Origin of the sequence: Nocardia sp. NPDC006982 (assembly GCF_042869435.1) — a bacterium.
Classification (GTDB): Bacteria; Actinomycetota; Actinomycetes; order Mycobacteriales; family Mycobacteriaceae; genus Nocardia.
This window is the reverse complement of sequence record NZ_JBIAFV010000003.1, coordinates 277,931-291,642: the sequence shown is the minus strand read 5'-3', so window position 1 is coordinate 291,642 and position 13,712 is coordinate 277,931. Positions and strand designations below refer to the sequence as shown.

At 65.6% G+C, this 13,712-nt stretch carries 14 protein-coding genes; 8 read left to right on the top strand and 6 right to left on the bottom strand.

The window, feature by feature from the left end; translation table 11 throughout:
• Together ACFYOW_RS14700 and ACFYOW_RS14695 are read right to left on the bottom strand one after the other, a co-directional pair.
• The gene (locus ACFYOW_RS14700; RefSeq protein ID WP_387288031.1) at positions 1-426 is read right to left on the bottom strand and encodes a hypothetical protein; all 426 of its coding nucleotides are present in this window, start codon (positions 424-426) and stop codon (positions 1-3) included.
• A gap of 26 nt (positions 427-452) precedes the next feature.
• A complete protein-coding gene (locus ACFYOW_RS14695; protein ID WP_387288029.1) occupies positions 453-965 on the bottom strand; it encodes a DUF2231 domain-containing protein in 513 nt (170 codons plus the stop codon).
• 120 nt (positions 966-1,085) lie between these two features.
• Between ACFYOW_RS14695 and ACFYOW_RS14690 the strand changes: the two genes are divergently transcribed.
• The 3 genes from ACFYOW_RS14690 (at position 1,086) to ACFYOW_RS14680 (ending at position 3,029) form a co-directional block, all read left to right on the top strand.
• Positions 1,086-1,778 carry a helix-turn-helix transcriptional regulator gene (locus ACFYOW_RS14690; RefSeq protein WP_387288027.1) on the top strand — a complete coding sequence of 231 codons (693 nt, stop codon included), beginning with the start codon at positions 1,086-1,088 and terminating at the stop codon, positions 1,776-1,778.
• A gap of 47 nt (positions 1,779-1,825) precedes the next feature.
• Positions 1,826-2,029: a hypothetical protein gene (locus tag ACFYOW_RS14685; protein ID WP_387288025.1), complete on the top strand. Its 204-nt coding sequence runs from the start codon at positions 1,826-1,828 to the stop codon at positions 2,027-2,029.
• A gap of 85 nt (positions 2,030-2,114) precedes the next feature.
• Complete coding sequence (locus tag ACFYOW_RS14680) at positions 2,115-3,029, top strand: D-alanyl-D-alanine carboxypeptidase family protein (protein WP_387288023.1); 915 nt, start codon at positions 2,115-2,117, stop codon at positions 3,027-3,029.
• Between the two features lie 179 nt (positions 3,030-3,208).
• Here ACFYOW_RS14680 and ACFYOW_RS14675 read toward each other — a convergent pair whose 3' ends face one another.
• The 3 genes from ACFYOW_RS14675 to ACFYOW_RS14665 form a co-directional block, all read right to left on the bottom strand.
• The gene (locus ACFYOW_RS14675; protein ID WP_387288021.1) at positions 3,209-3,391 is read right to left on the bottom strand and encodes a hypothetical protein; all 183 of its coding nucleotides are present in this window, start codon (positions 3,389-3,391) and stop codon (positions 3,209-3,211) included.
• Positions 3,392-3,575: 184 nt separating this feature from the next.
• On the bottom strand, positions 3,576-4,178 hold the full coding sequence (locus tag ACFYOW_RS14670; RefSeq protein ID WP_387288019.1) for a hypothetical protein: 603 nt from the start codon (positions 4,176-4,178) through the stop codon (positions 3,576-3,578).
• Between the two features lie 92 nt (positions 4,179-4,270).
• A complete protein-coding gene (locus ACFYOW_RS14665; RefSeq protein WP_387288017.1) occupies positions 4,271-4,480 on the bottom strand; it encodes a hypothetical protein in 210 nt (69 codons plus the stop codon).
• A 332-nt stretch (positions 4,481-4,812) separates the two neighbouring features.
• On the opposite strand from ACFYOW_RS14665, the gene ACFYOW_RS14660 reads away from it, so the two are divergent.
• Entirely contained in the window at positions 4,813-4,986 is a 174-nt protein-coding gene (locus ACFYOW_RS14660) for a hypothetical protein (protein WP_387288015.1), read from the top strand.
• A 16-nt stretch (positions 4,987-5,002) separates the two neighbouring features.
• Positions 5,003-6,244, top strand: a complete 1,242-nt coding sequence (locus ACFYOW_RS14655; protein ID WP_387288013.1) for a lipase family protein — start codon at positions 5,003-5,005, stop codon at positions 6,242-6,244.
• Positions 6,245-6,881: 637 nt separating this feature from the next.
• Here the strand turns inward: ACFYOW_RS14655 and ACFYOW_RS14650 are convergent.
• The gene (locus ACFYOW_RS14650) at positions 6,882-7,631 is read right to left on the bottom strand and encodes a hypothetical protein (protein WP_387288011.1); all 750 of its coding nucleotides are present in this window, start codon (positions 7,629-7,631) and stop codon (positions 6,882-6,884) included.
• Positions 7,632-8,005: 374 nt separating this feature from the next.
• Between ACFYOW_RS14650 and ACFYOW_RS14645 the strand changes: the two genes are divergently transcribed.
• The 3 genes from ACFYOW_RS14645 to ACFYOW_RS14635 all read left to right on the top strand — a co-directional run bounded on the left by ACFYOW_RS14645 (position 8,006) and on the right by ACFYOW_RS14635 (position 13,710).
• Positions 8,006-9,850: a peroxidase family protein gene (locus ACFYOW_RS14645; RefSeq protein WP_387288010.1), complete on the top strand. Its 1,845-nt coding sequence runs from the start codon at positions 8,006-8,008 to the stop codon at positions 9,848-9,850.
• Between the two features lie 21 nt (positions 9,851-9,871).
• Positions 9,872-10,996: a catalase family protein gene (locus ACFYOW_RS14640; RefSeq protein ID WP_387288008.1), complete on the top strand. Its 1,125-nt coding sequence runs from the start codon at positions 9,872-9,874 to the stop codon at positions 10,994-10,996.
• Between the two features lie 113 nt (positions 10,997-11,109).
• Positions 11,110-13,710, top strand: a complete 2,601-nt coding sequence (locus ACFYOW_RS14635) for a LuxR C-terminal-related transcriptional regulator (protein WP_387288007.1) — start codon at positions 11,110-11,112, stop codon at positions 13,708-13,710.
• Positions 13,711-13,712 lie beyond the last annotated feature (2 nt).

The window sequence follows — 13,712 nt, the reverse complement described above, 5'->3', positions numbered from 1 at the left end:
TCAGTTCCCGCCGACGCCGAGGGCGGTCAGTAATACGAGGATCACGGTGGCGACGGCAAGGACGCCGTGGCCGCCGACGACGGCCACCGGGAAGTGTTTCTCGGCCGGTTCGGGGTTTGTGGTAGCCGCGGTTTCGGTGCGTGCTCGGTAGACGGGCAGCCACCGCAGCAGCATGACGAATCCCAGCAGTGCCACTGGAATCAGCAGTGCGAATGCGACCCAGGCAAGGGCGTCGTTGTCGAGGGCGAGGTAGGCGATCCACACGACCAGCCCGGTGACGGCGAGCGCGAAATGTCCGAATAGGACCGGTACGGGCAGGTGGCTTGCACCCGGTTGGCGTGTACCGCCTTTGGCGATCCAGGTGCCGAGCAGGACGAACCCACCTACGGCGGTGAGCAGCCAGAGGATCAATGCTGCGATACCCATGATGTCTCCTGACGGGTGATAAGGGTTCAGCGTCGGTAGCCGGTGGCTTGGGTTTTTTCGTCGGCGACCCGCACGCCGTAGCGGTAGGCGAGTTTGCCGCCGAGGTAGCCCGACACCGCCAGTGCGGCCAAGGTCAGGATCGACAGCGCCAAGGGCCCGGCGGGGACGACGCCACGCGGGCCGTTGCCGGAGCTGCGCCACCAGAAGTTGAGTGCGTAGGCAATGGTGACGGCCAGGTTGAGGCTCATGTGCACCAGTCCAGTCCGGAATGCCGGGGTGCCGGTCGGGATGGCGAACAGGTCCAGGAAGCCGACCATGGCTGCGGCCAGCGCCCCGAGGACACCGATAGCGATCAGCCATTCCGCTGCGTGGGCAGGAAAGGCCGGGTCGTCGACGACATGAGAGGCGATATCGAACACGATGCTTGCCACCCAAGCGCCGATCGGCACGGTGACCAGGATCGGGTGGAACGGATGCCCGTACGGTCCAGCCAGCGCGACACTGACCGGCTGTTTGGCTTGCTGCATGTCACTGGTCATGGCATCCTCCCGATAGTTACACCAAAGATTATTGGTGTTATTGCTTGGGTCGGTCAAGTCGCCTCGCTGAGCGGGTAACCAACGCGTTTCATCCAACACAGTCGGCGTTATTGTGGTCGTGTGACCAGTGAATTGGCGATCGGCGCGGTGGCCGCGCTGGAGGATGAGCTGCGTCGCGGCATGTACTGGTTCATCCGCGCTGCCGGGCGCCCGGTCACCCGCGACGAAGCGGCCGAGGAGGTCGGAATCTCACGGAAGCTGGCCGCATTCCACCTCGATAAGCTTGTCGACGCCGGACTGCTGCAAGCCCGTTACGAACAGGTCGGTGGGATCCGGCGGGTCGGGCGGGCGCCGAAGGTGTACGAGCCCACCGATACCGAAGTCCGGGTGAATATCCCCGAACGCCGCCATGAGGTGCTGGCCGACATCCTGATCGGCGCGGTACTCACCGAGACTTCCGACGAGACCGCTCGAGTCGCCGCGCAACGGGTCGCCGCCGAGCGTGGTGTGGGCATCGGAGCGGCCATGCGGGAGCGCTTGCGGCCCGGGCGGCTCGGTGCCGAACGCGCGCTCACCCTGCTCCACGCGTTGCTCGCCGAGCACGGATTCGAACCCGCCCGCGCCATGCCGGACTGCATACGGCTGCGCAACTGCCCATTCCACCCGTTGGCCGCGCAGGCGCCCGAACTGGTCTGCGGACTCAACCACGCCTATATCGCCGGTGTGCTCACCGGTCTGCAGGCCGACACGGTCACCGCGGAGCTGGCGCCGAAAGCCGGCGAATGCTGCGTCCAACTCCGTCCCGCCACGTAGGACGCGGCTCGCTCTGCGACGTATGACCTGACGGTGACAATGTCAGCGTGACTTACCCCACGAGGCGTCAGGGAAATCCATCGCCGAGGTTGGCCGCTGGAGTGATAGCGACCTGTCCGGTCGCGGAATTGGAGTTCCTGTATTCGGCGCGGTCGCCGGCCGATCGTCTCGAGACGCAGCGGTTGCTGCGGGAGCTGTTCGGATGGACGCCGATGTCGGATCGGTTGGATCCCGGAATCGTCGCGGATTAGCCGGTTGTACGCTGTCGCTGGAGGCGCGGGTAATCCGGTCGGTGAAATCCCACTGGTCGACGGGGTTGAACGGCAGAATGTGGCCATGCCAAAATTTGCCCGATTGTTGCAGAATGCCGTCGCCGTGGCGCTGGTCGTGGCAGCCGGTCATAGCGTCGCTGTCGCGCCCGCCGCGAGCGACGCTCATATTCAGTTGCCCTGGCTGACTTCCGAGCCGGACGGAGTGCAGGCCTCGGGCGCAGCACTGGCAGACGGAATCACCGGCACGATGCTGTGGTCGCGACAGCCGAACACGCCGGTCCCGATTGCAAGCATCGCGAAGGTGATGACGGCGCTGGTCGTGATCAATGCCGGTGACCTCGACCGGACCACTACCGTGCCGCAAGAAAGCATTGCCTACTGCACCAGGTACGACGGAAGTAGCGCAGGCCTGGTCCCCGGCGAGGTGCTCGCCACGCGACAGCTCCTGTACGCGATGATGCTTCCGTCAGGCTGTGACGCCGCCTATACCCTTGCCGAGGCCTACGGGCCCGGCCAAGACGGCTTCATCGCCAAAATGAACGACACCGCGCGTCAAATGGGCCTGGTGGGTACGCAATTCACCGACCCCAGCGGGCTGCCCGCCCCTACCGACGACTCCACATACTCCACGCCTGCGGACTTGGTGGCCGTTGGTCTGCGCGCGATGAACCTGCCGGTGTTCCGCGAGGTGGCCGGGGCGCGGAGCTATCACCTGCCCGCCGGCCCGGGCAATCGCGATCACTTCTGGCAGACCACGAACCTGCTGCTGCGCGACTATCCAGGCACTATCGGCATCAAAACCGGATCCACCGACGCCGCGGGAGCCTGCCTGCTGTTCGAGTCGGTGCGGGCGGGAATACCGCTGATCGGTGTGGTCCTGCACAGCTCGCCCGGCAGTGGTGTCGTCGCGAAGAACGATGCCGAGCGCATGCTGAACTGGGCCTACGACCCGATCCTGACCGCGCTACCGATCGGTTAGCGCCGAATCTCGTCGAGAGGTTCCGCGGTGAACGCGGTGGAGGAACCAGCCAACGTCGACAGCACACGGCGGCCGCTATCGCGTCGACTGCCTGTTACGACCCTCACGGGTGAAAGCGGGGGTGGAGCCGGACAACGCGGCAAGGAGCCGTCGGCCCACCCTGTTGCCGCGCAAGACCGTCACTTCGATCCTCCTTCGTCCCGTCCGGGCAATAACGACTCCGCGTATGCCGCAAGCTTTTTCACCACAACCGGCGCACCCGCACCGACTCCGAAGGCGACCATGCCGCTCGACACGATCAATGTGGTCGCGAGAGCCGCGGTAGTCGCCGTGGCTACAGCGAGCTGGATGAGTATCGACACCAGATAAACCCCGCCACCCGGTCCGCGAGGACGGAACCCACGGCCATCCTTTCGCGCGGCGGCTGGCCTCCAGGAAAACAACACCGCTGTTGGCGGCGGAGCCCACCAACCCCCACGCGGCGTACTGCCATGACGTGGCAAAGACGGTACGGGCTGAATCCGCATGTGCGCGCGGGGTATTGGACTACCTCGGCGGCCAGGAAGAGTGCGGTGGGTACTGGTGCTGCGGGTATTGGCCGGGTGGTTGTTGGGCGGGTGGTTGCTGCCACTGCGGCGGGGTCGGGGTGCGCGGCGCAGACGATCGGGCCGACGCGACGATTGCCGTCACCGACGCGCCCAGGGCGAGGAGCGCGGCCGGGATGCCGAGGGCGAAATCTTTGGCCTCGGCGTACTCCGAGTGCTGCGCCATGCTGACCACGAACGAGAGAGCTGGGGCGAAGAGCGCACCCGCGGCGACGGCGGCGAGTGCACGGAAAGCGCCGTTCTTGGCACCGGCACCGGTCACTAGGATAATGGCCGCCACCACGGCGATCGCTGCGGTGAGCAGGAACGGGATATGGTCACCGAAATCGAGGTAGTCGTTGGTGAATTCCCAGATTCCCGTCAGAATCGCGGACAGTACGAGCAGCCCCGCGGTGACCCAGTCCAGCGGTGAGGCGCCCGCCCGCGGCGGTGCACCGAACCCGGGCGGCGGATACTGCGGCCGCTGCTGCGGATACGGGTACCCTTGCGGATTGGGGTAATTCCCTTGCGGTGGAAACGATTCGGGTTGATGTGGCGTAACCACGACGAACTCCTTGCTGACCCCCGGGGCCGACGTGCGATCGATCAGGTCGGTCCGGCAACCATACCGAACAGGAGCCCGCGGGCCAGCCGGTACTACGGCCCGACATATAACTCCTCGTTGGGGAGCCGTGGGAGGCCGCGCGCGTCGCCCGGGACTACCGAAACAGCGTCGACATAGTGGTGGGTCTTGTGGTCCTCGATGAACTGCTCGGCGGCGCTGGCCCGCGCTATGAAGTCCAAGATCACTCCGCGCAGGTTGATTCGGAGGTGCACGTCCGGCTCGTAGGATGCTCCGGCGCTCATTGCACCTCCCGGGGATGTGTTGGCATCGGTGTGCATGGTCGACCGCGGTACGGGGTGGCAGATCATCGGTTCACGCAAATTCCGAGCAGTTGATTTTCTTGGTTAGGCGGTATTCCAATACTCGTTGAGGACCATTTCCCGACCCTTCCCACCGATGGTGAACGCGGTCCGGACACCGAGTTCGGTGAGCACGGCGCAGAATTGCGTTGGCGCGCTTGTGTTCTCAACTAATCCTCGACCACCATCGCACCCGAGCCGTCAGCCCGGCGATTCCCCGACTTCCGGCGTGTGCCGGCGGCGATGGACCGAGCGGAAAGGTCCCGGCTGCCCGAATGGCTGTCGTGGTCCACGATCCCGACGTGTGCGCTGCATCGACGCTGATGTTTGCCTACATCGAGTTCACGATGCTATTTTCCCAGCGCATCGGCTATTTTCAGCGTATCGCTGAAAGTTTGCCGATAAGGTCGCATGTGAGCTCGGACTTGCTGGTCAAACGAATGCCGTGAACTACCCATGGAGGTCATGGTCGTGACTCGTCGGTTTCTTCGCTTTCTCCGCAGCAGGCACAGTGGTTCACTACGAATCCTGAGTGCGCTCGGCAGCGTGGCACTCGGGCTGCTGCTGGCGACGACGGCAACCGCAGAACCGTTGTATCCGCAGCCCGATCCTGACCCGTTCTTCGCAGCACCGGCGGATCTGGCGGCGCACCGGCCTGGTGATGTACTCGACGTGCGGACGCTGCCGCCCGTGATCCTCTTCCCCGGCGCCACCGTCACGCTGGTCTCATTCCGGTCCACCAACTCTCAGGGCGCGCCGATCGCGGCGACCACCACGATCCTTACCCCCTTCGGCCATCAGCCCGACGGGCCGCTGCTGTCGTATCAGCACTTCATCAATGCGCTCGGCACGGCCTGCGCGGTATCGCACCAGCTGTACACCGGCGATCCGAATCTGGTGGCGACGGCATCGATTTTGAACGCGGCGCTGGCGCAGGGCTGGAGTGTCGCGCTGCCGGATCATCTCGGCCCGAACTTCGCTTTCGGCGCTGCGCGTTTGGGCGGCCAGATCGTATTGGACGGTGTCCGCGCGGTGAAACGGCTGCCCGAACTCGCTGTGCAGCACAGCCGGGTGGTGCTGGCCGGTTACTCCGGCGGCGGCATGGCCACCGGATGGGCAGCTGCGCTGCAGCCGTCGTACGCCCCGGAACTGGAGCTTGCGGGCGCGGCCATCGGCGGCGCTCCGATGAACATGGAGATAATGGCGGAGGCGGTGGGCATGGAGACGCATCCGGCCTTCGGCCTGGCCATGGCGGCGGCGATCGGCCTGGAGCGGGAGTACCCGCAGCGGATGCCGGTCAGCAGGTATCTCAACAAGCGCGGGTTGGCAGTCCGGGACGCCATGGCCAACAGTTGCACCAACCAGATCCTCGTCACCGGGGTCGGCGGCAGCGCCCGCGAATACCTCGCCAGCACCCCGACTGCTGCCCTCCCTGAAGCTCGAACGGTGCTGCGGGAGAACAGTCTGGAATTCTACGATCGGGTGCCGGAAATACCGGTGTTCGAATGGCATTCGCCGACCGATCCCCTGATTCCGATCGAAGCGATCGACCATGTCGACAGCCGCTGGTGCGCGGCCGGGGTGCATGTGCAGACGCTGCAAGTGCCCGCGTTCGAGCATCTGTCGGCCGCGGTGATCGGTGCCCCCGGGGTGCTGGCCTGGCTGAACGCCCGGATTCTCGGCGAGCCCGCACCCGCCACGTGCTGACGGATCGGCACACCAAGCGGTACTCGACGGACCGCCCCCCATTCCAGTTCGCAGAGCGGAAATCTTCTTCGACCCAGTTGAGCCTCTGATGCGTTTATGCAGAGGACGAAAGCGCTCTCGTGAACTCGTATCGAAAATTCCGGCAGTCGATACGCAATTGTCGATGCTGGGCGGTCCGGCCGGGTGCAGACCGCGGTCGTGTGGATTCTGTGGGTAAGGGCGTTGGGCGGAGTGGAGCAGCCACGTCGTCGTTGTCGTGGTCACGGAACATTATGGGAATGCCACATCGAATTCCCGGAAGGTGCCCGATCGCCGTCGGGCTTCGTTATGTGAGTGTGAATCTGTTCCTGCGCAAAGCCATCGTCCGCTGAGTTGCAATGTCGGGCTAGGGTATTCAGCTACTCCATCCCCGCGAATTTTATTCCAACTCGCACAGCGGATTCAGCAGGGTCCGGCCGACGTTCCGGTATCGCGCCGGTGCGCCGAATTCCTGTTCCCGAAGCTCACCAGTGGCAAGGCTGGGACACCGCAGTTCTCCCAGAGGACTGGGGCAGCCTATTTCGCCAGTTCGATCCGCCGCAGTTCCACAGCCCGGCGGACGTGGCGGTGGCTCCGATAGGTTTGTCCGACCAAGGGATCACCGGCGGATCGATCGCGCTGTCAATGCGGCGAGCACCTGCTGGGTCTTGGTTTCGCCGGTCGCGATGTGCAGACCACATCGACGTACTGCGGCCTCGAATTTGCGTTGCCGGTGAAGGGCCCGGTTTCGCACCTCGGCGTGTGACTCACCGTGTTCGGGAGTGACTCTCAGAGACAGCTCGAGCAGGTCGAGGTCGGCGATGGTCCAGCGTTCGGCATCGACGTGCAGATCGCCCACGCGCACCTTCGTCCATTTGGTCGACGCGATGGGGCCCATGGCCAGGAGGCAGTCGACTGCTACCCCCGGAGGTGTGCAGCTCACCAGGAGTTGGCGCTGGGCGGTGTCCAGGACGGTGTTGACGTCGGCGCCGAGCACTGTCGCTTCGCGCAGTGATCCGGCCGGTCGGTCACTGACTGCCGAGGCGGACAGGACGCGGCGTTGCGCGTTCCAGTCTTCTTCGATGCGGTACCGCAGTGCATCGTCGGTGAAGGAGGTGGTCCATCTGCCGACCAATTGCGATGGCAAGCAGGGACGCAGTTTGACGGTCAGGTCGTCGGTCTCGCCGCTGCGTAGCCGGATGACGATTCGGCTCGACAGCAGTGTCGGCGCAGTGTGGAAGCCGTTGGGACGGGGCTCGGCGAACCAGATGCGACGCTCGATCGCCGACCGGCCCGTGCACTCCAGCCGGCTCAGTGCCTCCGCGACGTCGCCGTCGAGGTTGACCTTGATTTCGATCGGAGTGATCACTCGAGCGCCCCTTTCTCGCAGTTGCCGCGGATCCTCCCGCTGTCCGGCAGCACCATCGAAGACAGCGTTGTCCAACCGGGGCCGGTCGGCGCGCGTACCGCGCTACCCGATTGCGTGCGTCGGCATTCGCTGCCGCGCGATGTCGGCGGCGTACGGGGGAGTAAGAGCCCGGATTGCTCGGAACCGAACGGCTCGCCCGGCGGTAGGCGTAGCTACAGAAAAGTGTCGCGGTCATGAAGGATCGGCACTTCTGCTGCGGCGATCGGGTTTGGCGTAGTCGACTACTCGCGACTGGTGTCCGGTCGCCCCGAAGACTGGCATTCGAATTCGATCTTGGCGCGTCGCAGCTCGCGCCAGCTACGCGGAGGTTCGTCATGGTCAGCGAAAAGTCGACAATTCCACCGCCGGTGACCAATCCACCGTCGTCGCGTCGCCTGCCGCCCGTCACCCGGCTGTTGGTCGCGGCCGCCGAGGCGCTCGATCGCGGCGTGGGCTGGTTCAGATTGCCCACGCCGCTGGGGTTGGCCGTCCTCGTCGGCTTGCGCAGCCGCCTGCGCGCCCAGAATCTCTTCGATACCGGTCCTCATCCGGACGGACCGTTGCCGGCCGACGGGTCTGCTGTCGGCGAGCACCTGCGCGCACGAACCGTCGACGGGACCTACAACACTCTCGCCGAGCCCCGCACGGGGTCGGTCGGCTGCCGGTTCGGTCGCAACATCCCGCTGGAGTACACCTACCCAGAAGATTCCGACCGGATAATGGAACCCAACCCGCGGCTCATCAGTCGAGATCTGTTGACCCGCGACCGATTTCAGCTGGCGACCACGTTGAATCTGCTGGCGGCGGCCTGGATTCAGTTCGAGGTCCACGATTGGCTCAGCCACGGCGACAGCGATACCGAGCCCTGGACGATTCCGCTGACCGACCTGGATCCGTGGCCGGTGCCGCCCATGACGATCCCGCGCACCCCCACGGTCCCGAGCCCCGAATCCGGCGGCCCCCCGACTTACACGACCCAGGAATCCCACTGGTGGGATGCCTCCCAGATCTACGGCAGCACACCGAAATTCGCCGCAGCGCTACGGACCAGGGAGAAGGGGCGACTCCAGGTCGACGAATTGGGACTACCGCCGCTGGATGTGGAAGGTCTGCTGGATCTGTCCGGCCCAGCGGCCAACGCCTGGGTCGGACTCGCTCTGTTGCATTCACTGTTCATGCGCGAACACAACGCGATCTGCGAGCGCCTGGCCCGCCGTTACCCCGATATGAGCGACGAGCAGCTTTATGACACCGCCCGTCTGGTCAACTCGGCATTGATCGCCAAGATCCACACCATCGACTGGACACCGGCCATCATCGCCCACCCGACCACCGTCGCCGCCATGCGCGCCAATTGGTTCGGCGTCCTCGGGGAGCGGATCGCTCGCCGGTTCGGTCGCATCAGCGGCAACGAAGTGTTGTGCGGCATACCCGGATCCGCCACCGACGACCACGGCGTCCCGTATTCGCTGACCGAGGAGTTCGTCGCCGTGTACCGGATGCATCCCCTGATCCCCGACGACTTCGTGGTCCGCAGCCTGGCCGACGACAGTGTCGTCGCCGAGCATCAGCTACCCGATCTGGGGGTCGCCCACATCCGCGAGCGTCTGGCCGAGACACCGATGGATGCATTGTTCTACTCGTTCGGCCGCGCGAACCCCGGTGCGCTGACCCTGCACAACTATCCGGTCCACCTGCAGAAGCTCGCCCGCCCGGGCCATCCGCTGATGGATCTCGCGACCGTGGACATCCTGCGGGTCCGAGAACGAGGAGTACCGCGATACAACGAGTTCCGCCGCCAACTGCGCCTGCCACCTGCCACCTCGTTCGACGAGTTGACCGACAACGCGGTATGGGCGCGTGAACTCGAGCAGGTCTACGGCGATGTGGAAGATGTCGATCTCATGGTCGGTCTCTACGCCGAGCCCAAACCACCCGGATTCGGTTTCAGCGACACCGCATTCCGCGTGTTCGTACTGATGGCCTCGCGGCGGTTGTCGGGTGACCGGTTCTTCACCACCGACTTCCGTCCCGAGATCTACACCGAGGCAGGCATGGCGTGGGTACGCGACAACACCATGCGCAGCGTCCTGCTGCGTCACTTTCCCACTTTGGCGCCCGCGCTCGACGGTGTCGCCAACCCGTTCGCTCCGTGGCGCAGCATCGCCCCCGCTGCGTGAGCAGGAAAGGAAACGACCGCGATGACCGACCTGACCGCACCACCCACGACCACCCGCTCCTATCTTCGCTACCGCGACGACCTCGAACGGCCGCGACCCGACGAAGAGCGCGACATCGATCGGATCATCGCGGTGCTGCGCAGCAACAACGAACGCGCCTATCGCGTGCACAAGCACGGACTGCGCGACGCGCACGCCAAGAGTCACGGCATCCTGCGCGGTGAACTCACCGTTCACCCCGGCCTGCCACCCGAACTGGCCCAGGGCTTGTTCGCCACTCCGGCCACCTATCCGGTCGTTGCCCGGCTGTCGAGTACCTCCGGCGTAATCCGCAGCGACCAGTTGCGCGGCGTGCGCGGGCTGGGAATCAAGGTACTCGGGGTGAACGGGCCGCGCGCACTGCCCGGCGACCAGGCCACCACCCAGGACTTCATCATGGTCACCCACCGTGAATTCCTGTTCGCCGACGCCCACGCCTACTACACCCAGGGCATGCCCACCGCGTGGGTGCTGGCCCGGTTGCCCGATCCGGTCCTGCACACGGGCAGTACCGTCCTTTCCGCGCTCGACGCGCACGTGTTGCGACGTATCGGACGTCCCCTGCCACCCAACCTGGGCGTGTTCGTCCGGCCCAACACCCACATCCTGGGCGAAACGTTCTATTCCTCGGCGCCCCTGCGCTACGGCGACTACATCGCCAAGATCCTCTACACCCCGGTTTCGCCGGAAGTCAGCGCCCTGACGGGTCAACCGGTGGGCCACGACGCCGGAATCAACGCCCACCAGGAGATGGTCGTCGACTTCTTCGCCTGCCACGGCGCCGAATACGAGCTGCGCGTGCAGTTGTGCACCGACCTCGATACCATGCCGATCGAGGACGCCACCGTCGAATGGCCCGAAGCCGAATCGCCACACCGGACGGTAGCGACCATCCGCTTCGACCGCCAGGACCCCTATACCCCGCAACGGCGCGCCTTCGGTGACGACGTGTTGTCGTTCAATTCCTGGCGTGGTCTGGATGCCCACCGGCCACTGGGATCGATCAACCGGCTCAAGCAGCGCGTGTACGAAGCATCCAGCAACTACCGTCACAACGTCAACAACGCCCCCCGCCTCGAACCCACCCCCGACCAGCTTCCGCAATGACCACCGCGCCGCCCGCGCCATCGGCGGCAGGAGTCCGGGCGGGTACCGAGGCAGTGCGCTCGCCAGCGAAAACCCGTCGCAGCACCGGCGGGCAAGATCTAGAATTGTTGCTCATGGGGGAGCGCTGGCAACTACTCGATCGTCCCGTCGAATACGAGGCCGTTCGCACGGCGTTGACGAGCGGCGATGTCGGCGGTGTTGTACTCGTCGGCGCCGCCGGGGTCGGCAAGACCACCCTGGCCCGGCTCGTGACCTCGGCACTGGGCACTCCGGTCCGGTGGGCGGCTTGTACCGAGTCTTCCCAAGCTATCCCCCTGGGTGTATTCGCGCCGTGGGTCGCCCCGACCGCGTCTCGCGATCCCATCGCGCTGCTCAGCTCGGCCAGGGAAAACCTACTCGTCCAACAAAACACCGTGATCGGCGTCGACGACGCGTACCTGCTCGACCAGCTCTCCGCGACCCTGCTGCACCAGATCGCCGTCGACCGCGCCGCTCCTATCGTGGCCACCGTCCGCTCCGGCGAACCCGTACCCGATGCGGTCACTTCCCTGTGGAAGGACGGCTACCTCGAACGCGTCGAGCTGGAACCACTGACCAAACGGCAGTGCGTCGCTCTCGTCGAGACCGTCCTGAGTGGCACGCTGGAAGGCCTCAGCGCCGACGTCATGTGGGAGTCATCGGGCGGAAACCCGCTCTTCCTGCGCAATATGGTCGAAGGTGCCGTCGAGGCGGGCACCCTGACCGAAGTCAACGGGGTCTGGCAACTACGCGGACCCGCCGCGGTGCCCGCCGGGCTGGTGGATCTGCTCGACGGCAGGCTCGCCCGCGTGGGCGAGCCGGTCCTGGAGACCTTGAAGATGCTGGCCCTCTATGAGCCACTCGACATCGACATCCTCACCGACCTCGTGGGCGAGGACGCCGTGGATGCCGCCGAGATCTCCGGCCTGATACGCACCAGCCGCGACGGCTGGTCTGTCAGCGCCTGCTTCAGCCACCCGCTGCTCGGTGACGTGGTGCGCCGCCGAATCGGCACCGCCGCTGCACGCAAGCGGCGGGGCCGCATCGTCGAGCGGTTGCGCGAGCAGGATCTGAGTACCGCTGCCCATCGCATCAGACTGGCACAACTGTGTATCGACAGCGCCCAGCCCATCGACAACGACCTGTTGATCACCGCCGCCAAAGACGCTGTCGCCCTGTCCAATCTGCCGCTGGGCGAACGACTCGCGGCCGCCGCATGCGAGCGCGGCGGCGGGCTGCCCGCGGCCGAAGTACTCTCCCGCGCGCTGCTGTGGCAGGGCCGACCACAGGAAGCCGACAAGATCCTCGCCGACTTCGATCCCGACCGCCTCGATCAACTTCAACTCGTCCAATGGGGTGTTCCGCGGGCCAGTCTGCTGTTCTGGTGTGTGGGTGATGTCGAACGCGGCCATGAAATTATGGATCTGCTCGGCGACCGAGTCGAGCATCCCGCGCTGCGCCTCATCATCGATGCCGTGAACGCGACCATGGCGATACACGAGAACAAGATCGCTGTCGGCATCGAGGGCGCCGAATCTGTTCTCGCCGATGCGAGTTCCCCGAAACAAGCTGTCGACTGGGCCGCGTTCGCCCTCGGCCTGGCGATGCCGGTCGCCGGTCGCGGCGCCGACTTCGCACCGATTGCCGCCCGCAGCCGGGCACAGCAGAAAAACACCGACGGCATGATCCGGGTCATGGTGCGCTACGGCGACGTACTGTCACTGACAATCATCGGCGAACTCGACCTCGCCGATCAGCGGGCCACCGAATACAGCGAGTTCTCCTCCTCCGCACAGTTTCTCGGTTGGGCAATCGCCAAAATCGCGGGCGGTGTCGTAGCCACCTACCGTGGCCGCTTCCGCGAGGCGATCACCTCATTCGAACAAGCCCTCGCCGCACTCAACGCCGAAACCTCACTACCCTGGAAACTGCCTGCGCAGCTGATTCTGGCCCGCGCCTATGCCGCGCTGGGCGACTCCCAACAAGCCGAACGGGTCCTCGGCGAGGCCGAAGAATACACCGGACCGCACCTGGCCCTGCATGAACCGCAACGCATGATCGCCCGCGCATGGCTGGCGGCGGGCTCCGGCAGTCAGCATTCCGCGGTCGAACTCGCTCGCCAGGCAGCAGCCATCGCCCACACCGCGGGCCAGTACGCATTGGAAGCCGAAGCCCTGCACCACGCCACCCGATTCGGCGACCGAACCCTCGCGGCACGACTGGCCGCCCTGGCCGACCGCGTGCAAGGGCCGGTAGTGGCGATCTACGCCCGCCACGCCGCCGCCTTCGAAAACTCCGACACACACGCGCTTTCCGCGGTAAGTGTCGAATTCGAAAGCGCCGGACTGCTACTGGCAGCCGCCGACGCCGCCGCGCAAGCGGTACCGATTCATGACCACGCAGGCCAACGTCGGCTCAGCGCCCAAGCCGCGGCCCGCGCCCTTGACCTCGCCGCCCGGTGCGACGGAGCGACCACCCCCGCCATCGCGTCCGCGGCCCACCCCTTGCCGATCACCGACCGCGAACGCGAGATCACCGCCCTCATCGCGCGCGGGCTGTCCAATCGCCAGATCGCCGAGCGGCTGTTCGTCTCGGTACGCACCGTCGAAGGCCACATCTACCGGGCCTGCACCAAACTCGACGCCGCCGACCGCGACCAACTCGCCAAACTGATCTGGGGCGACGTCACACGATAGCC

Bases quoted from the DNA above. Each gene is read 5' to 3' on its own strand.
- ACFYOW_RS14700 (WP_387288031.1), bottom strand. From the start codon at position 426: ATGGGTATCGCAGCATTGATCCTCTGGCTGCTCACCGCCGTAGGTGGG.
- ACFYOW_RS14680 (WP_387288023.1), top strand. From the start codon at position 2,115: ATGCCAAAATTTGCCCGATTGTTGCAGAATGCCGTCGCCGTGGCGCTG.
- ACFYOW_RS14635 (WP_387288007.1), top strand. From the start codon at position 11,110: ATGGGGGAGCGCTGGCAACTACTCGATCGTCCCGTCGAATACGAGGCC.
- ACFYOW_RS14655 (WP_387288013.1), top strand. From the start codon at position 5,003: ATGGTCGTGACTCGTCGGTTTCTTCGCTTTCTCCGCAGCAGGCACAGT.
- ACFYOW_RS14695 (WP_387288029.1), bottom strand. From the start codon at position 965: ATGACCAGTGACATGCAGCAAGCCAAACAGCCGGTCAGTGTCGCGCTG.
- ACFYOW_RS14645 (WP_387288010.1), top strand. From the start codon at position 8,006: ATGGTCAGCGAAAAGTCGACAATTCCACCGCCGGTGACCAATCCACCG.
- ACFYOW_RS14640 (WP_387288008.1), top strand. From the start codon at position 9,872: ATGACCGACCTGACCGCACCACCCACGACCACCCGCTCCTATCTTCGC.
- ACFYOW_RS14665 (WP_387288017.1), bottom strand. From the start codon at position 4,480: ATGAGCGCCGGAGCATCCTACGAGCCGGACGTGCACCTCCGAATCAAC.
- ACFYOW_RS14660 (WP_387288015.1), top strand. From the start codon at position 4,813: ATGGCTGTCGTGGTCCACGATCCCGACGTGTGCGCTGCATCGACGCTG.